Annotated in this window: 11 protein-coding genes; 5 read left to right on the top strand and 6 right to left on the bottom strand. The window is 69.0% G+C overall.

Going from position 1 to position 26,230, the window contains the following annotated elements:
• Positions 1-142: 142 nt before the first annotated feature.
• Genes GF068_RS15280 through lpxB form a run of 4 tightly spaced genes read left to right on the top strand, consistent with a single transcriptional unit; the run spans position 143 to position 4,038 of the window.
• Positions 143-745: a hypothetical protein gene (locus tag GF068_RS15280; protein WP_153820128.1), complete on the top strand. Its 603-nt coding sequence runs from the start codon at positions 143-145 to the stop codon at positions 743-745.
• Positions 723-1,655: a matrixin family metalloprotease gene (locus GF068_RS15275; RefSeq protein WP_338046398.1), complete on the top strand. Its 933-nt coding sequence runs from the start codon at positions 723-725 to the stop codon at positions 1,653-1,655. The genes GF068_RS15280 and GF068_RS15275 overlap by 23 nt, the downstream gene beginning before the upstream one ends.
• On the top strand, positions 1,652-2,896 hold the full coding sequence (locus GF068_RS15270) for an HRDC domain-containing protein (protein ID WP_153820127.1): 1,245 nt from the start codon (positions 1,652-1,654) through the stop codon (positions 2,894-2,896). Before GF068_RS15275 ends, GF068_RS15270 begins: the two co-directional genes overlap by 4 nt.
• Positions 2,893-4,038, top strand: a complete 1,146-nt coding sequence (gene lpxB, locus GF068_RS15265) for a lipid-A-disaccharide synthase (protein WP_153820126.1) — start codon at positions 2,893-2,895, stop codon at positions 4,036-4,038. The genes GF068_RS15270 and lpxB overlap by 4 nt, the downstream gene beginning before the upstream one ends.
• Positions 4,039-4,056: 18 nt before the next feature.
• On the opposite strand, the gene GF068_RS15260 is transcribed toward lpxB, so the two are convergent.
• The gene (locus GF068_RS15260) at positions 4,057-4,971 is read right to left on the bottom strand and encodes a hypothetical protein (protein WP_153820125.1); all 915 of its coding nucleotides are present in this window, start codon (positions 4,969-4,971) and stop codon (positions 4,057-4,059) included.
• A gap of 1 nt (position 4,972) precedes the next feature.
• Entirely contained in the window at positions 4,973-6,496 is a 1,524-nt protein-coding gene (locus GF068_RS15255; RefSeq protein WP_153820124.1) for a hypothetical protein, read from the bottom strand.
• A gap of 224 nt (positions 6,497-6,720) precedes the next feature.
• Between GF068_RS15255 and GF068_RS15250 the strand changes: the two genes are divergently transcribed.
• Positions 6,721-10,659 (top strand): serine/threonine-protein kinase, encoded by a 3,939-nt coding sequence (locus GF068_RS15250; RefSeq protein WP_153820123.1) that lies wholly within the window; start codon positions 6,721-6,723, stop codon positions 10,657-10,659.
• A gap of 243 nt (positions 10,660-10,902) precedes the next feature.
• Here the strand turns inward: GF068_RS15250 and GF068_RS15245 are convergent, their stop codons facing one another.
• The 4 genes from GF068_RS15245 to GF068_RS15230 all read right to left on the bottom strand — a co-directional run bounded on the left by GF068_RS15245 (position 10,903) and on the right by GF068_RS15230 (position 26,046).
• Positions 10,903-22,170 (bottom strand): tetratricopeptide repeat protein, encoded by an 11,268-nt coding sequence (locus tag GF068_RS15245; RefSeq protein WP_153820122.1) that lies wholly within the window; start codon positions 22,168-22,170, stop codon positions 10,903-10,905.
• A 68-nt stretch (positions 22,171-22,238) separates the two neighbouring features.
• A complete protein-coding gene (locus GF068_RS15240; RefSeq protein WP_240806931.1) occupies positions 22,239-23,150 on the bottom strand; it encodes a tetratricopeptide repeat protein in 912 nt (303 codons plus the stop codon).
• Positions 23,151-23,495: 345 nt separating this feature from the next.
• Positions 23,496-25,553 carry an AgmX/PglI C-terminal domain-containing protein gene (locus GF068_RS15235; RefSeq protein WP_153820121.1) on the bottom strand — a complete coding sequence of 686 codons (2,058 nt, stop codon included), beginning with the start codon at positions 25,551-25,553 and terminating at the stop codon, positions 23,496-23,498.
• A gap of 220 nt (positions 25,554-25,773) precedes the next feature.
• Complete coding sequence (locus tag GF068_RS15230; RefSeq protein WP_153820503.1) at positions 25,774-26,046, bottom strand: hypothetical protein; 273 nt, start codon at positions 26,044-26,046, stop codon at positions 25,774-25,776.
• Positions 26,047-26,230 lie beyond the last annotated feature (184 nt).

Raw genomic sequence — 26,230 nt, 5'->3', positions numbered from 1 at the left:
CAAACGTGCCCTGGGAGCGTCGAGGCGCCGCGGTCCTCTCGAGGGCCGCGGCGCTTCGTTTTTGGAGGGGTCGAACCTCATGTCCCCACGGCACGAGGTCGACGCGCGAGCGAGCGCGGCCCCACGTGGTATCCTTCACGGCATGCGCGTTCGAGCCTCCCTGCTTGCGCTCTCGCTCGCCCTGCCGGCGGCGCTCTTCGTGTCACCACACTCGCCCCACACGGGCCCGAAGGAAGCCGCGGCGGCGGTGTCGGTGGTCGTCTCGCTCGACGAGCTCGTGGGCAGCTCGTCCTACGTCGTCGTCGCGAAGGCGAGTGAACGACAGAGCATGTGGGAAGACACGCCGAACGGCCGGCGGATCGTCACGTACACGCGGCTCGACGTGGAGCAATCCGTCGTCGGAGAGCCGGGCACGAGCGTGTGGGTGCGGACGCTCGGCGGCGTCGTGGGCGAGGTCGGGCAATGGGTCTCCGGCGAGGCGGTGATCAAGCCCGGGGAGCGCTCGCTTTTGTTTCTGCGCAAGACGCCGACCACGGTCGTCGTGACGGCGATGGCGCAGGGCCACTACCCCGTGCTCGCCACGGTGGAGGGTGTCCCGAAGCTCGCGGCGAGCCCCGACGCGGGGACGATCTTGCCGCGGACCGGGCCCAGCGTCGCCGCCCGCGAGGTGCTCGTCGGGTCGACGCTGTCGCGTGCGATCACAGCCATCGAGGAGGCGAAACGTGCGCCGCGTGAACGCAAGTAATCGAGCGCGGCTCGCGCCGATCGCCCTGGGGCTCTCGCTCTTCGCAGCGGCGGCGTTGCTCGCGCCGTCGGCCTCGGCCTACTGCCGCACGACGAGCTGCAAGGGCGTCGGGACCGGCGCTCGTTGCGTGCCCGTGCGTCCCACCGACTGCGGCGTCGAGCTCTTCTGGAGCAAGCCCTGCGTCGGCTTCTCCATGCAGAAGGACGCGTCGGCGCAGATCGACCTCGAGGACGCGACGCAGATCTTCCTGGAGGCCTTCCAGAAGTGGACCGACGCCGACTGCGGCGACGGCAAGCACCCGCGCATCAAGGTCGTGAACCTCGGTCCCGTGGCGTGCAACGTGCACGAGTACAACAAGAAGGCCGGCAACGCGAACGTGATCCTCTTCCACGACAAGGTGTGGCCCCACGCCGGCGCAGGGAGCACGCTCGCGCTGACCACGGTCACGTACAACGTCGAGACGGGCGAGATCTACGACGCGGACATGGAGCTGAACGGCGCGAACGTCGAGTTCACGACCGGCATCGACAACGTCCTCTACGACCTGCCCTCGATCGCGGCGCACGAGACGGGGCATTTCCTCGGCATGTCGCACTCCGCGGACGGGACGGCGACGATGTTCGCGGACTACATGCCCGGCTCGATGGAGCTGCGATCGCTGGAGAACGACGACATCGACGGCATCTGCGCGGCCTATCCGCCCGGCGATCCGATCCCCGCGGAGTGTGATCCCACGCCGCGCCGTGGCTTCGAAACGGAGTGCTCTCCGCCCCCGATCGTGGCCGAAGACGGGAGCTGCTGCGCGACGGCCCCCGGCTCGCCTCGCTCGGCGGGCACGAGCGCGCTCGCGGCCCTCGCCCTCGCCCTCGGCCTCGCGGCGAAGCGGCGAGCCGTGCGCGCGCGTCCATGACGAGCCACGAAGCGCCGCCCTACGAGGTCCTGTGGGTCGAGGAGGCGCGCGCGCTCGGCGGCGCGCTCGAGCGCGCCATGAAGGCCCCGGCGATCGCGGTGGACGTGGAGGCGAACGGCCTGTTCGTCTACCGCCCTCGCCTCTGCGCCACGCAGGTCGCCTGGGAAGAAGGCGAGAAGACGGTCGTCCTGCTCGTCGACACCCTCGCCACGAGCGCGGCCGCGCTCGACAGGCTCCTCGGCCCCGACGGCCCCACGAAGGTGCTGCACGATCTCACGTTCGACGCGCGCATGCTCGCCGAGGCGGGCGCGCCGCTCGCGCGCGTGCGGGACACGTCGGTCACGGCGCGGCTGCTCGGTCAGAAGGCGACCGGGCTCGCGTCGCTCCTGGCGGCGGAGCTCGGCATCGTCCTCGACAAACGCTTCCAGCAACACGACTGGTCCCGGAGGCCGATCTCGCCGGCGGAGCGGCGGTACCTCGGCGACGACGTCGCTTACCTCCTGCGGCTCGATCGCGCGCTCGCGGCGAAGGCCGCGGCGGTGGACATCGAGGAGGAGATCGAGGAGGAGTGCGCGTACAAGCTGCGCGCGGCGCTCGCGCCGCCCCGGGAGACGCGCCCCGCCTACGTGCGGATCAAGGGCGCGCAGAAGCTCGATCGGCCGGGCCGCGCCGCGCTGCGGAGCCTCGTGGCGGCGCGCGAGGCGATCGCCGAGGCCGCCGACGTGCCGCCGTTCAAGATCGTCACGAACGAGATCCTGCTCGAGCTCGCGGCGAGGCGCCCGACGTCGATCCGGGAGCTCGGCCGCGTGCCGGGCGCGCTCTCGGGCCGCGCAGGCAGGCACGCGGCGCGGTGGCTCGAGGCGGTCACGCGCGGCGCCGCCGAAGGGGACGTGCCTCCGGACGAACGAGCGCACTTCGAGGTCGCGCCAATCGATCGGAAGGAGATCGCGCGGCGGCGGGAGCTCGAGTCGAAGATCAGCACGTTCCGGCGCGCCGAGGCCAAGCGCCGCGGCGTCGACGAGCAGGCCGTGCTGCCAGGACACTGCGCGCAGGACGTCGCGAGCATCCTGCTCACGGCGGCGGGAGAAGAACCCACGGAGACGCTCGCGCGGATCGCCGCGATCCCGGGCCTCGGCGCGAAGCGGTTCGAGCGGTACGGCAAGCGCCTCGCTTCGCTGCTCTCGGCGCCGGGCGAGGCCGCCGCGCAGGCGCAAGGGAGCGGGCCACGCGAGGCATCGTGAGCGGCGCGGGCGCGCCGCTGCTCGTCGTGGCCGGCGAAGCCTCGGGGGATCGCATCGCGGCCGAGGTGCTGCGCGCGCTCAGGCCAGGAGCGGCGCGCGCCTTCGGCATCGGCGGGCGCGGGTGCCGAGCGCAGGGGATGGAGACGCTCGCGGATACGTCGGACGTGGCGGCGATGGGCACGCTCGACGTGCTGCGGAAGGCGTCGGCGCTGGGACGATCGCTCGGCGCGCTGATCGGCCAGATCCGCAAGGACCCGCCGCGCGCCGCGTTGCTCGTGAACTTCACGGAGCTCAACGCGCGGCTCGGGCGCGCGCTCCGGCGCCGGGGGACACGCGTGCTCTGGGCCGTCGCGCCGCAGGTCTGGGCCTGGCGTGAAGGGCGCATCCGGGCGCTCCACGACGCCGTCGACACGCTCGCCGTCGTCCTGCCCTTCGAGGAGCCGCTCTGGCGAAACGCGGGCTACGACGCGCGCTTCGTGGGGCATCCGTCTGCCGAGGCGCCGCGCCTCCCCCGCGAGGTCGCGCGTGGCCGTCTCGGGCTCGGCGGCGGTCGCGCCGCCTGCGTCATGCCGGGCAGCCGCGCCGGCGAGATCACGCGCCTCGCGCCGCACTTCTGCGAAGCCGCCGCGATGCTCGTCGCGCGCGGCGACGTGATGGAGGCGCGTGTCCTCGTGGCGCCGTGGCTCGACGCGCGCGCTCGCGCCGAGCTCGAACGGGCGGCCTGCCGCGCCGGCGTGGGGATCACCGAAGCCGACGCGGAGCACGGCGCTTCCCCGCTGCTCGGGGCCTTCGATCTCGCGCTCTGCGCCTCGGGCACGGCCTGCCTCGAGGCGGCGCTCGCCGGGCTGCCCACGGTCATCGCCTACCGCGTCGATCCCCTCACCTACGCCCTCGCCCGTCGCCTCGTACGGACGCCGCACATCGGCCTGCCGAACGTCTTGCTCGGTCGCCGTGCCCACCCCGAGCTGCTCCAGGACGAGGCGCGGGGCCGCTCGCTCGCCGCGGCTGCCGCTTCGCTGCTCGACGACGAGCGCCGTGAGCGCGCCCGATCCGACGCCCGCGAGCTCCACGTGATCCTCACGCCCCCGGGCCCAAGCACGTTCGGCGGGCGTGTCGCGGCGCTGCTCGCTCGGTGGCTTTGACCGTTTGAAGTCAAACGATCATTCGCGTGGCGCAGCGACCCGTCTGTCCGGCTTGGTCCGCATCGCCTCGAAGGCGGCGGCGATCTCCCGGGAGAACTCCTCCACGACCGGACGATGCGCCGCGAGCGGGCCGTCGAGCCCCGCGCTGGCCCGCGAGAGCGCGGCGCTCACGTGCTCGGCCCGCTGCCGCGCGAGCACGTGGAAGGCGAGCATCCGACCCGCAGGGACCGCGATGAGCGCGATCGTCGGAGGCGACCAGGCGAAGAGCGGCGCCGCGCGCGTGACGGAGGCGAGGTCGGTGAGCGGCGAACGCGAGAGCCACGCCGAGAGCGCCGTCGTGTAGCCCTCGGCGACCATCGTCGGCAGACCGTCGCACATCTCGTGGATCGGCACCCGCTGCGTCTCCACGTGCACGCGCCGCAGGTCTTGCCAGAGCAAGAGCCGCTTCGGCGGGGGCATGCCGCGGAAGCTCGCCGAGCCCGTCCACCACCGCACCGACGTGTCCGCGCGGCTGAGCTCCATCACGCGGGCGAACGTCGCATGGCGGGCGAGCGCCGCGCCCACGTCACGCGGCGGCGGAACCCGACCGCACAGATCGAACACGCTCCTGAGCAGGCGCATGTAGCGCCCCTTCGTGAAGAGCCCGCCGAGCTCGTGGTTCGTCACCTGCAAGAGATCGTTCAGCGCCGCGGCGAGGGCCCACTCGTGCTCGTCGAGCTCCGGCAACGTGTCGACCGGCGCGACGAGCCGCGCGCGACGAACACGCGCCACGTCGAGCCGCGAGCGCAGGTCCGCGTCGACGACGCCCTTCCCCTCCCCGAGCTGCGCCCCGAGCTGGCCGAACGGACGCACGAGGCGCAATTTTCCGCCGAGGACGAGGGGCGCGACGATCCCCGTGACGAGCTCCTCGAACCGTTCGTCGTCGCTCGCCAAGCTAGCCTCCGCTGCCTGCACCCGGGAGCGCGGGGAGGGCGCCGTCCTCGCTCGCCGTGACGTCACGCAGCGGCCGCAAACCCACGCCGCCGAGCGTCACCTCGGGCAACTCCGTGGCGAGCGCCGAGGAGAGCGCGTCCGCGAAGCGATCCGCCGCGAGCGGGAGCCACGCCTGCGCTTCGAGCACGGCCACTTCGAGCGAGACGAAGCCCTCCTCGGGCACGCCGAGCACGCTGCCGTCGCGGCCGATGAACAGCACCTGCCCCGGCGGCGCGCCGAGCGAGCGGTAGAGCACGTCCGGCGCGACCGCGGGCACCACGTCGTAGCCGGCGGGCACGTAGAGCTGCTTGTGCACCTCGCGGAAGAACTGGCCCACGGGGATGCCCTCGATGCCCGTCGGGTGGCGGACGATCGCGCCCCGCTCGGTGAACGCGACGCGCGCCGCGCGCAAGCTCTCCGGGCCGAGCGCATACGCGATGCGGCGGAGCACGGGCAGGTCCTCGGACTCGACCCAGGTCGCCGTGACGTGGCGCCACGGATCGAGCGTGGGCACGAGGCGGAGCGCGACCGAGACCGAGGTCGCCTTCGGCGCGCTCTCGCGCGCGGCGGCCACGTCCTTGCGCATCTCCATGCGGGCGAAGGCGCGCACGTCGCCGAGCGCGGGCAGCTTCGGGATCTCCAGCGGATCGAGGCCGTGGCCGCGGAAGAGCACGAGGCCCGTCTCCGCGAAGACGGGACAAGCGCGGAGGTTCACGGGGTGCCGGAAGCCCACCTCCACGGCCGTGCCCGGCGCGGCCGGCACGAACATCGAGACCCCTGGCGTACGCGTGAGCAGCGGCAGCATCCGCTCGGGCAACTCGGGCACGCGGAACAGGTAACGCACGACGGGCCCGTCATCGAAGCTCGAGGCCGGCGGCCACTCGGCGACGCCGACCTCGGCAGCGACACCCGAGCGCACGAAGTAGTGGATCAGCGCCGGCCCGAGCCCCGCCTCCGCCGCGATCCAGCGCGGACCGGGTTCACGTCCTGTCGAGGGATCGGCGTGTGGCTCGAGGCGCAGGACGAGCGAGCGCACGTCGATCTTCCGCTCGGTCTCGTAGCTCTGCGAGAACGTGTTGTGGTAGAGCCACAACGTCGCGTCGCCCGCGCTGATCTGCGCGACGTCGTAGCCGAAGGGCGCCGCGGCGTCGCGGTACTGGACGAAGTGACGGCTCGTCCCCGTGAACGTGTAGCCGCCGGCGAGACGCGCGATCTCGGCGATGCGATCCATACGATCGCTCGTCTCGGCCGCGAAGGTGAGCGTCACCTCGCGCGCCCCGAGCTTCGATCGCACGACCTCGATCGCGAGCGACCGGAGGATGTCGGCGAGCGAGCCCTGCCTCGTGTAGAGCGCGAGGAACGCGACGAGCCGATCGATCGAGGGCAGGAGGACCACGCCCTTCGCGCCGAGCGCCACGCCGCGCGCATCCAGGCCGAGGCCCGGCGTGCGGAGCCTCGTCTGGTGGACCGCGACCCGCTCGAGCATGCGCTAGCTCTCCTCTTCGCGCTTTCTGCGCTCGCCCGATCACACGATTCGGCGGGCGCGTGGCCGTGAGGCTAGGGGCTCGGCCCGGGACCGTCAAGCGAGCGCGCTCTCGGGTGCGCAGCCGCCTTTTGGCTCGTGCGCCGATTGTGTACCCTTGGGCGGGCCCGCATAACGGGCCTACGTACACCCTCGGCCGGCGTCGCGCCGGTCTCCCCGAGCAAGGCATGGCACGCACGCAGCAGCTCATCGCCGGGCGATTTCAGGTCGAGCGCGAGGTCGGGCGCGGCGCCGTCGGCATCGTGTTCCGCGCGTTCGACACGGTCTCCCAGCGGCGCGTCGCCCTGAAGATCATCGCAGCAGGCGAGTCGGACCCCGGCGAACGAACGCGCCTCCTGCAAGAGGGCAAGATCCTGAGCGAGCTCGATCATCCGGGCATCGTCCAGGTCGTGGCCTACGGCGCCCTCGACTCGAGTTACACCGCCGCGCTCGGCCGAAAGTTCGACGAAGGCACGCCCTTCATCGCGATGGAGTGGCTCGAAGGCGAGGACCTGCTCACGCGCCAGCTCCGCGCGGCCCTCACGATGCGCCAGGCCCTCGACATCGCGCGTCAGGTCGCCTTCGCGCTCGCCGCCGCCCACGACGCAGGCGTCGTGCACCGCGACATCAAGCCCTCGAACATCTTCATCCTCTCGAGCCGCTTCCCCGATCCCGACTCGCCCCCCGTCTCGACCCGCACGACACGCAGGTCACGCGACGAAGGCGAAGCGGCCCCCGAGCAGCTCACCTCCAAGCTCGTCGACTTCGGCGTCGCCACCTCGCGCGACATGCGCCTGACCGGCAACGACATCTTCGTCGGCACCCCCGCGTACATGGCCCCCGAGCAGGCCCGCGGCGACGCGATCGCCGACGCGCGCAGCGACATCTACTCGCTCGGCGCGACGCTCTTCGAGCTGCTCACCGGACGGCCCCCGCACATCGGCTCGAACTCGATCGCCACGATCGCGCTGCTCGCCACGACCCCCGCGCCTCGCCTGAACGAGCTCTTGCTCGACGTGCCCGAGGCCCTCGACGAGCTCGTCGCGCGCATGCTCATGTCCGAGCGCGAGCATCGCCCCTCCTCGTCACGCGAGGTCGCGCTCGAGCTCGACGCGCTCTGCCGCGACCCGTCTGTCCCCGAGGTCGCGCGCGCGCTCGCCACCTCGACCGAGCCGCCGCCCATGAACACGCGGCTCGTCACGACGCTCGTCGCGCTGCAAGTCGGCTCGCGCAAGGAGCAACGCCTGCAGCTCCTCGAGCGCCTGCGCGAGCGCGGCGCCGACGCCTTGCCCCTCGGCACCGACTCGATCGTCGCGCACCTCGGCATGCGCCAGTCGCACGGCGACGAGGCCACGAACGCCCTCGATCTCGGCCGATGGCTCGCCCAGGACGGCGCCTGCGTCGGCGTCTCCACGGGCCGCACGCGGCTCGATCGCGTCAAGTCCGCGGGGGACGTCGTCGATCGCGCGAGCGCCCTCGCCCGGAAGGCGGGCGAAGGCAACCTGCTCTGCGACAGCACCACGAAGGACCTCGACAAGGGCTTCTTCCAGTTCGACCCCGTCCCCGGTGGTCACTTCAAGGTCGGCGCGAAGGCCAAGCCCGAGGGCCGCAAGACCGAGCAGTTCATCGGACGCGAGGCGGAGCTCATCAACGCGCTCGCGCAGTACGAGCGCTGCGTCGACGATCGCACCCCCATCATCGTCACGATCTCGGGCCCGCCCGGCATCGGCAAGAGCCGCCTCGGCCGCGAGTTCGTCAACCGCATCACGACCCGCGACGAGCCACCTCTCCTCGTCCGCGTGCGCTGCGAGTCCTTCGGCCGCGCCCAGGCCCTCGGCGTCGCCACCGACGCCCTCCGCGCGCTGCTCGGCCTGCCCAAGGGCGCGAGCCTCGATCAGGTCGAGCAAGGCCTGCGCGTCCGCAAGCTCCGGAGCGGCGACAGCACCTTGCTCTCGCGCCTGCTCGCGAACCAGCCCTTCGACGACGGCCTCGATCCACGCGGCGCCCGCGACTCGCTCTACCTCTCGATGACCGAGCTCGCCCTCGGCGCCGCCTCCGCCGGCACCTGCGTCCTGCTCTTCGAAGACGCGCAGTGGTCCGACCCCGAGAGCATCTCCTGGATCGAGCACCTGCTCGGCCGCGCCACGAACCTGCCCCTCTTCGTGATGATGGTCATGCGACCGTCGTTCTGGCGCGACCAGGGCCAGCGCTTCGTCGGCCGCGATCACGTGCGAATCGACCTGCGCCCGATGTCGAAGAAGGCCACGCGCGAGATCGCCCGCGCCATCATCGGCGAGCACGCGGACGAGGCCGTGCTGAACCGCGTCGCCGAGCAAGCCGCCGGCTCGCCGCTCTTCGCCGAAGAGCTCGCGCGCGTCATCGCCGCCGGCAAGGACGTGACCACGGCCGCGACGATCGAGGCCGCGATCCAGGTCAGCCTCGACGCCCTCGACGACGCGACGCGCGAGGCCGTCGTGCGCATGAGCGTCCTCGGCCTGAGCGTGTGGGACTCCGGCATCAGCGCCGTCGGCGTCGCAGACGCGGACGGCGCCCTGAAAAAGCTCATCGCCGCGGAGCTGCTCGTCGAGCACGGCGCGAGCCGCTTCGCCGGCACACGTGAGTTCCTCTTCAAACACGCCCTCGTCCGCGACGTCGCCTACGCCTCGGCGAACGAGGAGCTGCGCAAGCAGATCCACGCCGCCGCCGCCGAGTGGCTCGCCAACATGGGCGAGGACGCCGCGACGGTCGCGCAACACTTCGAACTCGGCGCCCAGAACGAGAAGGCCGCCGTCCACTGGGAGACGGCCGCCCGCCGCGCCCTCGCGACGAACTCGCTCCAGGAAGCCGTAAAAATGGCCGAAAAAGCGCTGACGTACGCGACGGACAAACCCACCGCCTTCGCCCGCGCCGTCCTGCTCGACGAGGCCCACTGCCGCCTCGACGCGAAGTCCACCGAGCGCAAAGAGGCGATCGACGCGATGGCCGAGAACGTCTTCGACGAAGAGAGCGAGATCCGCTCCCTCGGCGCCCGCGTCCGCTACGACTACGTGCTCGGATCGGGCTTCGACGTCGAAGCCCGCCTCATCCAGTGCCGCGATCGCGCCGCGAAGCTCGGCCTCGTCGAGGAAGAGGCGCGCTGCTCGGCGTCGCTCGCGAACCTCTACGCCTACGCCGGCCAGCTCGCCCTCGCAGAGCGCGAAACGAAGGTCCTCCTGGACCTCACCGAGCACCGCTCGATCGACTGGGCCGCCGTCGACGCATGGCAAGCCCTCGCCGTCGTGAGGCAAACGCAGGGGCAGCTCGGCGCAGCACTCGAAGCCCGGCGCAACGCAGCCCGCGCCGCGAAGAGCGCAGGCCTGCAAGAGCGCGAGGCCATGCTCATCACGAACGTCGGCTTCGCCCTGACCACGATCGGCGCGCGCCACGAGGCCCTGCACCAGCTCGAAGCAGGCCTCGCGAAAGCCTCGGCGATCGGCAGCCCCGGCACGGTACGCAACGCACAGATGAACCTGCTCTGCTGGGCCGCGACGTTCGGCCCGGATAGCCGCCTCGACGCAGCCCTCGCCGAGCCCCGCGCGAGCGCAGACGAAGCGACCGTCGCCTGGTTCCACAAGGACCGCGTGACACTCGGCACGCTCTTCTACCGCGGCTGCGAGCTGCTCCGCACCGACGGCGCAGGCAACATCCCGCGCGCACGCTCGCTGCTCAAGACCGCCACCGAGGCCTATCGAGCCTCCCAAAACCGCGACGTTCTCCCCGTCGCCCTCGGCTTCTGGGCCGAAGCAGAGCGCCGCTTCGGCAACTCCGACCAGGCCATCGATCTCGCCCGCGAAGCAGCAGGCCTCGTCGAATCCGGCGCCCCGAGCCTGCTCAACGAAGCCTCGATCTACCTGACGCTGCACGACGCCTACGTCGACATCGGCGACCTGAAGAGCGCCCGCGAAGGCGTCGAGCGCGCCATCCCGCACCTCGAGCGCCGCCTGAAAGGCCTCGAAGGCACGCCCTACGCGCGCGCCTTTCTGGTGAACCTCCCGCACAACGCAGGCCTGCTCGCCGCCGCCGAAGCCTACGGCTGCGTCACGAAGCCCATCGAGCAGATCCTCTCGCTTCCGCCAAACGAGTCGTAGCTGGAGCGTTGCGCCGGGGTTTCACCCCGGACCCGACCAGGGGTTGTCCACCCCTGGACCCGGACCAGGCACGGCCTGGACCGGGGGTTTGGGGCGTAGCTCGGCTTGCCGAGCGCAGCCCCATCGTCAAGCAACGCATCGACCGCGACGCGGTCGATGCAAAGGGTAGCGGCTGACCGTTGGTGCACAAACGAAGCCGCCCTCCCCTTGCGAGGAGGGCGGTTCGCGTTTGTCTGGGAGCGGTTACTCGCCGCCGATCGCGATGCCGAGCTGCTGCCGCAGCGCGAAGTACTGATCCGAGACCGAGAACAGGAGCAGCTCCTTCAGCTTCTCCTGCGGCGGCAGATCACCCGGCTGCTGCGGCTCGGCCGCGATGATCTTCTTCGCGATCTCGAGGTCGCCGCAGAGCAGGTACCCAGCGCGGTTGGCCGTGATGTCCACACACTGCGACCACCGCTTCAGGTTCGCCTTCGCCCCGTCCGCCACGAACTTCTTCACGACCATCCGCAGACCCTCGATCTGCATCGGCTGCATGAACTGGCGAATCGTCTGCGCCGTCGCCAGCACCTGCTTGTCGATGTCCGGCGGCGAAGGCGCGTCCGGCTGGACGAGCTTGATCGCCGCGAAGAGGAGCACCGTCAGCTCGGTGACCGTCGGGAACAGCGTCTTGATGTAGTGCTCGCCGCGATACATCGCGAGGTGCTTGCCGATGATGAACGTCAGCTCCTGCGGCGAGAACCCAGTCAAGACCGTTTGACCCGCAACCGACGAGGGCGGCTCGGCCGGCACGGCCACGAGAGCACCCGGCACGTCACTGCGCACGTAGAGCGCCGGGCACGGGATGCCGAGCACCTGCGAAGCCCACCCGAACGTGCGGGCGAACGTGACGGTCGACGTGGCCGGATCCTGACGGAACCGCGGATCGAGGACCGGCTTCTCCTTCTTCGCCTCCAGCGTCGCGATCTTCGCCTTGAGCGCCGCAGAGGCGATCATCTCGAAGATCTTGCCGATGTAGAGGTTCTCCTCCTCGTGGAAGAGGTTCCGGAGCCACTGCTCGTTGTCGAGCCGGTTCTTGACCTGCAGCATCCCCTGCGGACGGTAGTCCTCGAAGAAGCGCTGCTCGTCCTCGTCGGCCTTGCGGATGAACGCGAGCGCCGCCGCCGTGCACCACGCCGGATCGTACGACTTCTGCTCCACGTAGAGCCGATAGAGCTCGTGGTAGGAGTCGGCGTTCGTCGCGTCGATCTTCACGAGCGCCTGGTACTCGGTGATCGCGTCCTCCGTGTTGCCGACGCCCGTGTAGAGCTGCGCCAGGATCTGGTGCTCCTGCGTGTCCTCGGGCTTGAGCCGCGACGCGATCTTGAACGTCTCGACCGCCGCGTTCGTGTCCTCGAGTCGGTCGCGGTAGATGAGGCCGAGCGCGTGCCACAAGGTGAACTCGAGGTCGATGTTCCCCTTGCCTGCCACGCGGTGCAGCATCTTCCGGTAGGCCCGCTCGAGCTGCTTCCAGTCCCTCTGCGACGTGAGGATCTTGTTGATGCGCTCGAACGCGTCGAGGAACGCGGGATCGAGATCCAGCGCGTCGTTGAACAGGTCCACCGCGCGCCCGAGATCCTCGAGTTTGTCGCGGTAGATCTGCGCCATCGTGAAGAAGTAACGCGACTTGCGACCCGGCTGCGTCTCGAGGTCCGCGATGCGCTGGAGCGTGTCCACCATCTGCTCCCACTGACCAACCTTCTGGTACAGCGTGAGCATCCGGTGCAGCAGAACGTGGTTCTGCGGCTCCAGATCGAGCGCCTCCTCGAGCGCCTCCACGGCCTTCGCCGGGGTCTGATCCCTCTCCCACGTATCGGCGATCTCGCCGAGCAGCTTGAAGCGCTCGGCGCCGTCGATGATGTTGTCGAGGATCTGGCGCTTGTAGTGCGCGACCTGCTTCCAGTCCTTGAGCCCGTCGTAGACCGCGACGAGCGCGTCGAGCGTCGGCCGGTGGGCCGGCTCCACGCCGAGCGCCTTCTCGAAGTTGTTGATCGCCTGCTTCGCCTGGCCCTGGTTCTGCTTGATGAGGCCGAGCTTGTAGTAGACGTTCGCCCGCGCCTCGGTCTCGGCCTCGTCCGTCGTCCCCAGGACCTTCTGGTAGTTCGTCAGCGCGCCGGCCCAGTCACCCAAGCGGAAGCAGACGTCGGCGAGGCCCTCGATGGTCTCGCGGTTCGTCATGTCGATCGCGTAGGCAGCCTGGTACGCCTTGAGCGCCTGCTCGTTCTTCCCGATCGCGACGAGCACCTTGCCGAACGTGTTCTGCAGGTTGTGCTGCTCGGCCTTCTCGCGCTTGCCCGACTTGCGCACGAGCATCTCGCCGAGCGGCTCCGCCTTCGCCCACTTCTCGGTGCCCACGTACTCCGTGAGCAGCGGCATCGCCGCGTCCTCGTTGTCGGCGTCGCTCTGGAGCGCCAGCTCGTACGCCTGCACCGCGAGGTCGTGTTCACCGATCTGCTCGCGCAGCTTGCCGAGCTCCACGAGGAGCTTGGCGCGCTGGCGCGGCGCCTCGGTGTTCATCTGCTCCTGATCGAGGTACCGGGCGGCGGTATCCCAATCCGCTGCGTCGATCGCGATGACACGCAGCGCGGCGAGGGTCGGCAGGTGCGTCGGATCGAGATCGAGCGCCATCTCGAACCGGTCGCGCGCCGCAAACCGATCGCCCATCTTCTCGTCGAGCTGCTTACCGATCCGGTAATACATCTCGACGCGCTGCTTGCCGTCCGCGGTCAGGTCGGCGACGCGCGTCATGTAATCGATGGCGCGCGACGTATCGTCCTGCTTCTCGTAGAGCTTCGCGAGCGCCTCGAGCGCCGGGATGTGCTTGTCGTCGAGGTCCGTGATGTTCAGCCACGCGTCGATCGCGCGGTCGAAATCCTGGACCTCCTCGGCGTACACCTTCGCCGTCGCCGACCAGAGCTCGATCTTCTTCTGCCGATCGATCGTCGCGTTGATGTGGCGATCGTAGCTGTTGATGAGATCGTGCCACTGCCGCAGCCGGCGGTAGCAGCGCTGGAGCGAATCGAGCGCCACCTCGTGGTGCGGATCGATGTCCACGACCTGCTCGAGCCTCGCGGCCGCGAGATCCGGCTTGAGGAACTGCTCCTCCTGGATCTTCGCGATCTTGAGCAGCACGTCGATGCGCTCGCGCTCGGTCGTGACCACGTCGAGCTGCATCTCCAGCACGCTCACGAGGTCCGGCCACTGGTGCGTCTGGTTGTAGACGCGCTCGAGGCCTCGCATCGCGAGCAGGTTGGCCGCGTCCACCTCGAGCACCTCGCGGTAGACCTGACCCGCCTTCTCGATCTGGCCGAGGTCCTTCTCGTACAGCCCTGCGCAACGCAGCTTCGTGGTCGCGATCTGCGACGGCTCCGTCTGCGCCTTGCCCTTGCGGGTCAGGACGTCGACGAGCTCGGTGAGCAGGCCGCGCTCCGTGTAGATGCGGTCGAGCGCCTCGAGCGCCGGCAGGTGGTACGCGTCCACGTCGAGCGCGCGCTTGTAGAACGAGAGCCCCTGCTCCACGTCGCCCGCGTTCCTCTCGAGCACCTCGCCGAGCTCCGTCAGGATCTCCTTGCGATCGGTGTCCTTGACGGCGATCTCCAGCGCCCGCGTGAGCATCTGGCCCTGCTGCTGCCACTGGCCGCCCTTCTTGTGGAAGTTCGCCATCTGGCGCAGCACGTCGACGTTGTTTGGATCGATCTGCAGCACCTTGCCGTAGTACGGCTGCGAGTACTCGGGGTGGCCGAGGTCCTCCGCGTACCACTTGGCGAGGTGCAGGCAGAGCCGGATCGTGCGCAGCGGATCCCTCTCCGGGTTCAGCGCCTGCAGCCACCCGTTGACCGTCTGCACGAGCTCCGGCCAGCGGTTCGTCGCCTGCGCCATGCGCTCGAGGTAACGGACCGTGTCCATGTTGTCGAAGTCGAGCTCGAACGCCGTGAGCAAGGCGTCGAACGCCTGCATCCGGTCCTCGAGCTCCGTCTCGAACACGCGCGCGACCTTGCGGAGGATGTCCGTCTTCTCGTCGGTGTCCTCGCGCGTGTCGAGGCGCGCCAGGTACAGCTCGATGAGCGGCTCGGCGCGGTGCGCCGCGCTGTGGAGCTCCTCGAGCGTGAGGTAGGCGCGATCGTGCGTCGGCTCGATCTCGAGGACACGCTCGTACGCCGTCGTGCCCTTGTCCTTGTCCTGGACCTGGTGCTCCCAGATGTCGGCGACCTCGAGGTACTCGCGGATCTTCTCCGCGCCGTCCTCGTACGCCGCCGCGCGGCCCATCTTGACGTCGATCACCTCCACCCAGCGCTCTTCCGCGCGGAGGAGGTTCTCGAGCGCCGCCATCGCCTCGAAGTCACGCGGGTCGACCGCGAGCAGCTTCCGCCACGCGTCGATCGCGTCGTACGGCTGGACGAGGCGCGTCTGGTAGATGATCCCGAGCTCGCGGTAGAGGGCCACCACGTTCTCGGCCGGCAGCACCGAACCCGCACGATCCACCGTCTGGTGGAGGATGCTCACGAGCTCGTTGTCGTCCCCGCGCTTGCGCCAGATCTCGGCGATCGCGTAGAGCGCCTCGACGTTCGCGTACTCGATGTCGAGCGCGCGGTTGTAATCGTCGAGCGCGAGATCATCGCGGCTGAGCTGATCGTTGTAGAGCTTGGCGCGACGCAGAAGGACGGCCACGCGAGCCTCGTCGGTCGGCTCGACGTCGAACTGCCGCTCGAGCACCTCGCAGAGCTCCGCCCACCGCTGCTCGCGCTCGTGCAGATTCGCGAGCGCGAAGAGCGCCTCCGTGTCCTCGCCCTTGATCTCGAGGACCTGCTTCCACATCTCGATCGCGGCCGCGATGTTGTTGAGGTGCTCCGGCATGAGCAGCCGCGCCATCTTCGCGCGCACCTCGCCCTCGTCCGCCGTGATCTCGAGCTCACGCTCGTAGACGCCCATCAACTCCGTCCACGCCCCCTTGCCGCCGTAGAGGCGCTCGAGCGCGTAGATGGCCGCCTCGTTCTTCGTGTCGAGCTCGTCGAAGAGCTTGCGGAACGCGCGAATCGCGTCGTCCACCTGCCCGAGCTGCTCCTCGTACACCTGGCCCAGGCGGCCGTAGAGCTCGATGAGCTCGTAGGCCTCCATCGGCACCTTGACCCGCTGCTCGAGGATCCCCGCGAGCTCCGCGTACTGCTCGAGCCCCGAGTAGATCCGATCGAGCTCGGCGAGCGCCTTCGGATCGAGCGGGTCCACACCGAGCACGTAGCGGTAGGTCTGCTCCGCCTTCTCGATGTCGCGCAGCTCCTCCTCGAACACGCGCGCGAGCCGCGTGCCGATGTTCGTCTGCACCGCCTTGTCCGCGTGCAGGCCGAGCACGTCCGCGTATGCGTCGCCGAGCGTGCTCCAGCCGTTGTCCGTCGACGCGCCGAGCCGCTCGACCTCCTCGAGCGTCTTCTCGTCCGTCGGGTACTCCTTGAGCACGCGAACGTACACCTCGAGCGCGCCGTCGAGCGCGACGAGCCGCTCCTCGTGGATCTCGGCCATGCGGTAGTACATGGTGAGCCGATCCGCGGGCTCCGTGAGGTGCCCGAGCTGCGCCTCCAGGACGCCCACGAGCTTCTCCCAGTCGCCGGACGACTGATAAAGCGGCTCGAGGATCTCGCCGATCTCGAGCTGCTTCACGCCCGCCGAGAAGAGCCCCTCGAGGGCCTCCAGCGTCGCCTGATGATCCGGCGCCGCGTTGAGGATCTCGCGGTAGACGCCGATCGCCGCCGTCAGATCGTTCAGGCGGAGCTGGTGCACCTGGCCGAGCCGGTACTTGAACTCGAGCGAGTCCTCCGGGTTCGGCGAGGACTCGGCCTCGCGCGCGAGCACGGGCACGAGGTCGGTCCAGCGCTCGGTCATCGTGAAGAGCCGGTCGAGCGAGGAGACCGCCGTCCAGTTCTCCGCGTCGACCTCGAGCACGCGCCGGTAGCGCGCGACGGCGCTGTCCACGTCCTCGAGCTGCGTCTCGAAGATCCCCGCGAGCCGCAGCCCAAGCTCCACGAACTGATCCGGCTGCTCACCGAGCTTGCCGAGCTCCTGATCATAGAGCGCCGCGACGTCCTTCCAGCGCGACACGTACATCGCGAGCCGCTCGATGTTGCCGAGCGAGTCCTGGTTGGCGATGTCGAACGTCACCGCCCGCGCGTACGTGTCGAAGGCCGCCTGGTGGTTGCCGAGCATCTCCTCGTGCAGGCGCGCGACGCGGTGGAGCAGCTCCACCTTGGCGTACGCATCGTCCGCCTTCGCGACCTGGACCTCGAGGACGCTGATCAGCTGCTCCCACTGCTGGGCCGTGTCGTAGATCGGCTCGAGCACGAGGGCCGCCTCGAGCGCCGCCGCCGCGCCGCTGCTCTTGATGCCCTCGAGGGCGATCAGCGTGGGCTCGTGATCGGGCATCACCTGCAGCAGATCCCGATAGAGCTCGATCGCACGCTGCATGTCGCCGAGGTGCTTCTCGTAAAGCTCGGCGATCCGGTAGTTGTACGAGATCTGCTCCGCCGGATCGGCCGAGATGCGGGACAGGTGCTCGAGCACGCCGAGCAGCTCGTGCCAGTTCTGCGCCTGCTGATAGAGCACGTCGAGCCGACCGAGCGCCTGCTGATCGTCCGGATCGAGCTCGAGGACGCGCTGGTACGTGTCGATCGACGCCGTCACGTCCTTGAGCTCGCTCTCGTAGACCGCGCCCATCTGGTAGTAGATGCTCTTCTTCTCCTCGGGATCACCGACGAGATCGACCTTCTTCGTGTAGACCGCGAGAAGGTCGGCCCACCGCGACAAACCGAGGTAGAGCTTGATGAGCTGATCGATCGCGCCGAGATCCTCCGGATCGAGCTCCAGGATCTTGCCGTACACCGCGATCGACGCGTCGTGCCGCTGGAGGATGTCCTCCTCGATCGACGCCGCCTGGAAGAGCGCGCCCTTCTTCTCCCCGAGCTCGTCGAGGATGTCGGCCTTCTGCTGCAGGATCGCCGAGAGCTCCTCGTACCGATCCGCAGCCCGGAAGAGGTTCTCCAGCGCCTCGGCCGCGCCGAGGTTGTGCGCGTCGATCTCGAGCACCTTGCGGTAGTGCTTGATCGCGCTCTCGATGTCGCCGATGTCCGACTCGTAGACACGCGCGCTCATCGTGAAGAGCTGGCTCGAGAGCTCCGGCTCCTGCTGCTGCTCCGCGAGGTTCACCAGCACGAGCGCGAAGTCGGGGAACCTTCCCGTCGCGCGCGCCAGCCGATCCAGGCCCTGCTGCGTCTCGACGAGCGCCGGATCGTGCCCGAGCGCGCGCGCGTACGTGTCGAAGGCCGAGTTCAGATCACCGCCCGCGTCCTCGTAGAGCGTCGCGATCTGATGGAGCAGCTCCACCTTGCGGCTCACGTCGTCGCTCCGTCGGACCTGCACCTCGTGCACGCCGATGAGCTTCATGTAGTCGCCCGACGCCCTGTAGAGCGGCTCCAGGATCTCGGCGATCGCCACCTCGTGCTCCGGCAGCTTGCCCAGCCGCTCGAGCGCGCCGAGCGCCTCCTCGTTCGAAGGCTCGCGCTCGAGGACCTGGCGGTAGCCCTCGATCGCGGTCTCGAGCAGGTTCATCTTCGACTCGCGCAACGCCGCGAGGCGGAGCATGAGCCGGATCTGGTGCTCGTCCTCGGTGGCGTACCGGAGCTGCTGCTCCAGGTTGTCCGCGAGGTCCTCCCACATGCTCTGCCGCGAGAAGAGACCGTCGAGGGCCGTGAGCGCCACGTGGCTCGTCGGATCCTCGCGCAGCACCTCCTGGTAGGCCGCGATCGCGTCGCCGGGCAGCGAGAGCTTCTCCTCGTAGACCTCGGCCATCTGCGCGAAGAGCGCCTCGCGATCCGTGAACTCCGGCGCGAGCGCGATCCGACGACGGAAGACCTCGATGAGGTCCTGCCACCGCTCCGTGCGACGATAGAGCGCATCCATCGCGGCCAGCGCCTCGCCGTCCGCCGGATCGATCTCGAGCACGCGCTTGTAGCCGTTCGCCGCGTCCTCGATCTTGCCGAGCTTCTCCGAGATGCCCGCGAGCCGCATCCAGTACTCGCGCGCGAGTCGCTCGTCGCTGAGGCCCCCCGCGATCTCGCTGAAGACCGCGAAGAGTTTGTCCCACGAGCCCGCCTGCGCCGCGAGCTGCTCGAGCTCCCCGCGCGTCTCGCCGTTCGACGGATCGTCCTTGAGCGCGCGGCTCTGCGCCTCGAACGCCCGCGCGAGATCCGTCAGGTGCTCGGCCGCCGTACGGGCGACCTTGCGCAGCAGGTTCACGCGCGTGCCGACGTCCGCCTCCGCAGCCGCCAGGATCTCGAGGGACTGGATGAGCTTCTCCCAGTCGCCGCGCGTCTCGTAGATCTCCTGCAGGATCCCGGCCGCCTCGGCGCGCAGCTCCTCGTTCTCGAGCAGCTTCTCGAGCGCGACACGCGCGCCGTCGTTCGCCGGATCGAGGACCAGGATCTCCCGGTAGTTCTCGAGCGCGCCGTGCGCGTCTCCGAGCTTCTCGAGCGTCGAGCCGAGCCGGTACTTGAGATCGACCGTCACCGCGTCACCGAGGTTCAGCTCGATGCGGCGGCGCAGGACGTCGACGTAGTTCTCCCACTGCTCGCCCTCGCGGTAGAGCGTGTCGAGCGCCTCGAGCGCCGGCGCGTCGGCCGGATCGTCCTGGAGGACCTCGTTGTACGTCGTGATCGCGCTCGCCGGGTCCTTGATCTCGTTGACGTAGAGCTGCGCGATCGCGTAGCGGATGCTCTTCGTCTCCTCGGTGTCCTGCGCGAGCTCCAGCTTGCGCTTGTAGATCTCGAGCAGCTCGGTGAACCGACCCGTGTCGCGGTAGAGACGCTCGAGCGCCGAGATCGCCGACGCGTTCTCGCTGTCCGTGTCGTACACGGCCCGGAACTGGGCGAGCGCGTCGTCCACGCGCTGGACCTCGTCGACGAGGACGCGGCCGAGCCGGAGTCGCAGCGCGATCCCGAGATCCCGATCCGCCTCCTCGTCCGCGCGCGCGATCGTCTTGCCGTAGGACCCGATGAGGCTGTCCCAGCTACCCGTCGTGCGAGCGACGCGCTCCACGTCATCGATGCACTGCTCGTCGCCCGGGGCGAGCTCGAACGCGGAGAGGAAGCGCTCGAACGCCTTCTGCGGCTCCTTGAGCTTGGCCTCGTACAACCCCGCGACCTCGCGGTAGAGCGCGAGCTTCGTGTCCGCGTCCTGATCGTTCGCGAGCTTGACCTCGATCGCGACCGCGAGCCCCTTCGCGTTGTTGGCCTGCGTGTAGAGCGGGATCAGGGCCTCGGCCGCCGGCAGATACCCGGCGTCGATCGTCCAGACCTTCTCGTAGGCCTTCATCGCCCGATCGGGCTTGCCCTTCTGATCCAGCCAGAGCTGGGCCGTCTTCATGAGCAAGCTGATCTTGTTCTTGTCCTCGGTCTCCTTCGCCTCCTGCGACTCGAGAACGCGGATGAACTCGTCCCACTTGCCCTGCTCTTCGTAGAACCGCTGCAGGTCCTCCCAGCGCGCGACCTTGAGGTAGAGCTTCTTCAGCGCCTCCTGGGCCTTGCGCTCGTTCGGGTTCAGCGTGAGCAACTGCTCCCACGACTCGATCGCAGCGTCGTCGTTGCTCAGGCGATCGCCGTAGAGGGCGCCGAGTTTGCCGAGCAGCGCCTCCTTCGCCTTGAAGTCGGCCGTGATCTCGACCTGCTTCTGCAGCACTCCAGCGAGTTTGTCCCAGTCCTTCGAGCGCTCGTGGAGGCCCGCGAGCGCGTTCAGCGCCTCGACGTTCTCCGGATCGTCGGCGAGGACCTCGTCCCAGAGCTCGACGCAGACCTCGGGCTTCTTGACGCGCTCGGTGGCGAGCTTCGCGATCTCGAGGAACTTCTCCGCGCGCGCCGGCCCCGGCGGCATCATCTGCGCCTTGCGCCGGTTCAGCCCGATGAGCTTCTCCCAGTCGCGCCGCTTCTCGTAGCTCTGCTGCAGGTACTCGATCGCCTGCGCGTTCTCGCCGTCGATCGCGAGGATCGCCTCGAAGCACTTCACGGCCTCGGCCGCGTTCGAGAACTTGCCCGTGTAGAGCTCCGCGGCCTGCTGGTAGTACGCGATCTTGTCCGACGCGTCGGGCACCGCCTCCGCGAGCTCGACGAGCGTCTTGACGTACTCGTTGAAGCGCTTGGCCTGCTCCTGCTTCTGGGCCTTCGCCTTGAGCTCTTCGATCTTGGCCCAGTCCACGGAGTCCTCTTCCTCGACCACCTCCGTCGACACTTCCATCTCGACCTCGGGCGCGGCCGCAGACTCCGGCGCAGCCGACACGGCCGGCTCCGAAGCCACGGGCACCGAGGCCACGGGCGCCGAAACCGCGGCGCCGAGGCGCTCGCCGATCTGCGTCTCGAACGCGAGCAGCGTGGGGTGCTGCGGCGCGACCTGCGAGAGCTTCTCGAACCAGGGCCGCGCGCGCATCACGTTGCCGAGCTTCTGCCAGATGATCCCGCCCGCCTGGGCGAGCATGAACGGCGAGCCGTTGCCGCCGTCCGAGGCGATCGTCTCGGCGAGCACCGCGACGCGCTCCCAGTCGCCTTCCTTGGCGCCCCAAAGGTCTCGCAGATAGGCGAAGGCCCCCTCGGACTCGGGGTCGTGCGCGAGCGCCTCCTCGAGCAGCTTGGCGCCGAGCTCCGCGTTCTGATGCCGCGTCGCCCAGCGCGTGCCGAACCGAAGCGCAGCCTCGGCGCGCGCACGACCGCTCGACGCATCGAGCACGCGACGCTGCACGTCGACGAGCGCCTGCGACCGCTCCTCTTCCACGAGGATCCCCTCGTAGAGCGCCGACACCTGCTTATCGAGCGCGTTCGCCTCGTACGCCTTCGCGAGGAGATCGTCGACCTCCGCCGGCGCGAAGCGACGCGCGAGCCGAGCCGCGCGCAGATACAGGCGCGCGCGCGCAGCACCGTCGAGCGACGGATCGGCCGCGCCCTGGAGGAGCGAAGCGACGTGCGCCTCCCAGCCTTCCAGCTCGACCTGCGCGTCGGCGAGACCTGCGCGCGCCTCCTCGCTCGTGCCCCCGGACGCGCCGAGCGCACGCGCGTACGTCGACACGGCCTTCTCGTTGTCGCCGATGTCGCAGTACACGTCCCCGAGCTCCACGAGCAGCGGGGTCGCCTCGGGGCCGTCCTCGATCCCCTTCAGCTCGAGCTCGAGGAGCCTCTGGACCATGTTGATCTTGCCAAGGTCCCAGTACACGAGCCGCGCGAGGCGAAGCGCCTCGGTGAGCGTCGAATTCAGCTTGAAGGCGTCCTGCAGATGCTTGAGCGCCTTGACGCCCTGGAGGAATTTCTCCTCGAGGAGCCGCCCCAGACGCAGGTGGTAGCCGGCCTTCGCCGTGGCATCCGCCTCGCTGGCGAGCCCCTTCTCGAGCTCTTCAGCGAGCCCCTGCCAATCACGAACCGACTCGAGATGCTTCAGACGCTGCGCAAGATCCATGGATTCCTCGGCCCCTGACCTGACCTACAAAAGGCCTTGCAAACGACGTCGCCGAACCGCGCCCCCGACTAGTTGCCACCGAGCCGCGTGACCAGCGTCTGCGCGGTCTCGCACTCGGTCTTGAAGCTCGCCGCCTTCGCGCCCTTGCATGCCCGGGCGGTGAAGCCCTTGAGCATCTGGACGGCCTCCTGCGTCCTCGGCGGGGTGAGCTGCGCGTAAGTGCTGCCCAAGCTGAAGAGAATCTGCACCGCCTCCGGGCCATCCTTGCCCGCGACCGCCTTCGCTGCCTCGAGCTCCGTCACCATCTCCGGGAGCGACTTGCGATCCTGGTGAACCTGCGAGAGCAGCACGTGCACGCCGAAGAGGCTCTTGTCGCCGGGCTTCGCGAAGTTCTTCGCTTCCTTGAGCACCTGCTCGGCCTCCTTCGTGTACCCCAGGCGGAGGTAGAGGTCCGCGAGCGCCGTATAGTAACGGATCTCGTTCGGATTGTGCTCGACCGCCTTGGTGTAGTTCTCGAGCGCCTTCTGCTCGTCGTCGGTCCAAAGGAAGACGTTGCCGAGCTGGTGGTAACAGTCAGCGAAGTTCGGATCGTTCTCGATGCACTTCTGGTACGGCTCCTTCGCCTCTTCGTACGAGATCGTCTTCTTCTTCGCCTGCATCTCGAGCGCATACGCGCGCTCGAACCAGTAGTTCGCGAACTTCGGCGCAAGCTGCGTGGCGCGGCTCAAGGTCGAGGCGGTCTTGTCCCACTCCTCCTTTTTCTTGTAGGCCATCGCCAGCTTGTAAAAGATCCGATGGTTTGTCGGATCGAGCTTGGTCGCCTGCTCGTACTTGTTGGCCGCGCCGTCCGGGTTCAGCGCGACCTCCTTGTCGCCCTGGTTTGCGAGGATCACGGCCTCCTGCCGGTTCCGGCTGCACCCCAGCCCGAGCATGCTCGAGACCACGACACAGGACGCCATCACCATTGCGCCAAGCTTCATCGCTTCGCTCACCTTTCTCTCGGAGCCGGCTCCGCCGCTCCTCGCGTCACCTGAGCGCGGAGAGGGCCATGGCAGCCCCACCCACACCAAGCACGCACATAAGTCCTCGAACTTGCAGCCCAAATTGCCGCCCAGGCACAGGACGAGACGTTCTCTTGCGCGCCGAGAATAGGCGGATGGCGCGTCGAAAGTCCAGTTGGATTGTGCACTTCGCCCAAAGCACCAAGCGTCCGGGCGTACTCGGGAGGCCGCGACGCTCCCCCATCGACGCGACGCACGCCAACAAAAACACGATGCCCCGCGAGCTCGTGGCCCGCAGGGCATCGTCGCCGACTCAGGCCAACATCAGCCGCCAGGGCTGAACATGATCGGGTACACGACCGTCACGATACCGCCTTCCGGTTGCGGGAAGGACAGGCCGTAGAACGCGCGGACCACGCAAGACACCACGCCGCCATCCGGCATGTCCGATCCACCGTTGCCCACGTTCGACACCGCGCCGTCACGACCGATGACGAAGCGCACCGCGACGCGGCCCTGGAGGTTCGGGTTGTTCCGCAGGCCGTTCTCGTAGCAAAGGCGGAACCGGCCGAAGTTCTGACGCACGATACGCTGGATGACCTCGGGCGGAAGACGGCCGCTCACGCTCGTCGCGCCCATGCGCACCTGCGGCGGCTTCGTGCGGTGCGAACCCGAGAGCCGACCGTGACCCGAGCCGAAGCCCTGGCCCGTGCCCGTGCCCGCGCCGTGGCCGATCGTGCCGATCGAGCCGAGACCGATACCCTCACCGCGACCACCGCCGCCCTCGCCGATACCGGACAAACCGAGGCCGCCCGCGCCGAACGAGTCACCGATGTTGTCGCCCCACATGTTGCCGCGGGCCGACAGCGCATCGTTGCCGAGCGAGTCGTCACGACCCCAGGGAGCCGTCGGCGCATTCGGATCACCACCGGCGCCCGAGTTGAGCAGGCCGATCATGCCGAACTCCGCCGCGTCGCGGAGCGCTGCCTGCCGCGCGATGTGCGGATCGGGGTTGTCCTGCGGGCCCTGCACGCCGTAGCGGTTGCCCGACGACTTGGTGTTCGGGTTACCCATCGAACCCTCTTCACCCTTGGCGCGCGTTCCCGTGCCGCCTTCCTTGTTGTCAGCGGCGTTATCGGCGACCTGCTCGGTCTCCTTCTCCTCCATCTCCTTTTCGGCGGCCGACGCGAGGAACTGCTGGATCATGAACTTCTGATCGTCCGAGATCCCGTCCTCGTCCGTGGCGCCGAGCGGCGGCATGAAGAACGCCATCGCCGCGAGGAGCCCGAGGTGCACGGCCATCGAGAGGCCGTGATACATGAAGTTCTGCGTTTCGAACTGCAGGTGGCCCGCGACCACGCGGCCCGCGTTCACCGTCGACACCTGGAAGATCAGGCCGTCGACGTCGACCCGCGCCTTCGAGCCCGGCGGCAGCGCGATCTGGAACGCGCCCGAGAGCTCCGAGCAGGGCTGCGTCTTGCCGCTGTCGATCGCCTGCTGCACCGTCATCTTCGGCTGGCCCGCGAGCTCGATCGTGCCCTTCGCGCGCGGCAGGAGCACGACCGAGACCGACCCGCCCTTGTCCGCGAGCACGATCGGAGCGCGCGTCGTGCCGATCTTCTCTTGCGGCACGAAGTAGTCGCACTTGAAGTTCTTGCTCTCCTCCTCGCCCACGTAGAACGAGCGCGGCGGCGTCAAGTGCGAGACGTGCAGGATCATCTGATCCCACATCACCATCACCTCGACGGACGCGGAGGGCGACTCGATCTCCTCGCTGGGGACGTCGGGGCCGCTCTTGACGAGCTGGTACGTGTACGACCCCTCGGGCGCGTCGTGCGGCACCTCGTCGTGCGAGGGCGCCTTCGGCTGCGCGAAGGGGTTGTTCATGCCAAACGGGTCGCCACCGCCGCCGCCGAACGGGCTCGGCGCCGCCGCCGGAGCGCCCGCGAACGGGTTGCCCCCGGCCGCCGCGAACGGGTTCGCCGCCGGAGCCGCGCCAAACGGGTTCGCCGCCGGAGCCGCCGCGAACGGATTGCCGGGCTTCGCCGCGCCGCCCGCGACCGCCACAGGCTCGGCCTTCTCGAGCACGATCTTCGTGCCACCGATCTGGAGCTGATCGTTCGCCTTGATCTTGACCTTGTTGACCCGGGCGCCGTTCACCAGCGTCCCCGGCTCGTTGCCGAGGTCGATCAGCGTGATGTCCTCAGGCGACGCCACCTCGATGACGGCGTGCATTCGCGAGGCCAGCTCGTCGTCGACGCGCAGATGGCTCTTCGGGTCCTTTCCAACCTTGACGATGTCCTGCGTCACCGTCTCTCGACGCACGAGCGCTTCATTCTGGTAGAGCGCGAACGTGAGCGCGACCTTCTGCTTGCCTTCCATCGTGAGCCAGCCTTCCCTGCCTGTTGCGTCCCGCCGTCGCCCGAGGCGACCAGAAACCCCGGGGTCGGGGCATCGAATATTACTCAGGGGCCCGTGCGCCTTCCCAGAAAGGCGATGGAGCCCTTGGATTCATGGCTGCGATCCCGAGACACCACGCTCCCCGTGCTCGCTCGAAACCGCAGCCGAGCCCCCCCCGCCTGCACGAACCCCCGAGCCGTTCTCAGAGATTCTCGACCGACTTCAGCATCTCCGGCACGAACGACGTGCGCGGACGGATCAGGGTCGTGCGAACCGGGCCCGGACGAACACGGATCGTCGCGTCGTTCGGCCCAAAGCCACCAGCGTTGAGGGGATCGTCGGAGAACTCGTATCCGTACCCCTCGTCCTTCTTCCCGGCGCCGCCACCTGCCCCCTGGGCAAACGCGAACGACGACACGAGAAGAACGCCGACACCAGCGACCAGCGCAGCACCCAAACGCGTTGACCTCTTCATCTTCAAGCCTCCTCGCAAGTCTTCGCCGTATTTTCAGTCACATCGTACCGTCCCTGCAGGGACGTGGTCAACGGGATCCGAGCCTGGTTTCGTTCGAGACTCTCTCGACCTGGCCCGAAAAGACATCCCGCACGACCCAAGGTTCCCGGAGGTCCAAAAAAAGAGGCCCGCGGCGACGTCCTGG

It is taken from the genome of Polyangium spumosum, from assembly GCF_009649845.1.
Taxonomy (GTDB): Bacteria; Myxococcota_A; Polyangia; order Polyangiales; family Polyangiaceae; genus Polyangium; species Polyangium spumosum.
The sequence above is the reverse complement of the archived record's forward strand: the minus strand, read 5'-3'. Positions and strand labels throughout refer to the sequence as shown.

Coding starts and splice junctions, on each gene's coding strand:
- GF068_RS15245 (WP_153820122.1), bottom strand. CDS start 22,170: ATGGATCTTGCGCAGCGTCTGAAGCATCTCGAGTCGGTTCGTGATTGG.
- GF068_RS15255 (WP_153820124.1), bottom strand. CDS start 6,496: ATGCTCGAGCGGGTCGCGGTCCACCAGACGAGGCTCCGCACGCCGGGC.
- GF068_RS15235 (WP_153820121.1), bottom strand. CDS start 25,553: ATGGAAGGCAAGCAGAAGGTCGCGCTCACGTTCGCGCTCTACCAGAAT.
- GF068_RS15250 (WP_153820123.1), top strand. CDS start 6,721: ATGGCACGCACGCAGCAGCTCATCGCCGGGCGATTTCAGGTCGAGCGC.
- GF068_RS15230 (WP_153820503.1), bottom strand. CDS start 26,046: ATGAAGAGGTCAACGCGTTTGGGTGCTGCGCTGGTCGCTGGTGTCGGC.
- GF068_RS15280 (WP_153820128.1), top strand. CDS start 143: ATGCGCGTTCGAGCCTCCCTGCTTGCGCTCTCGCTCGCCCTGCCGGCG.
- GF068_RS15240 (WP_240806931.1), bottom strand. CDS start 23,150: ATGAAGCTTGGCGCAATGGTGATGGCGTCCTGTGTCGTGGTCTCGAGC.
- GF068_RS15270 (WP_153820127.1), top strand. CDS start 1,652: ATGACGAGCCACGAAGCGCCGCCCTACGAGGTCCTGTGGGTCGAGGAG.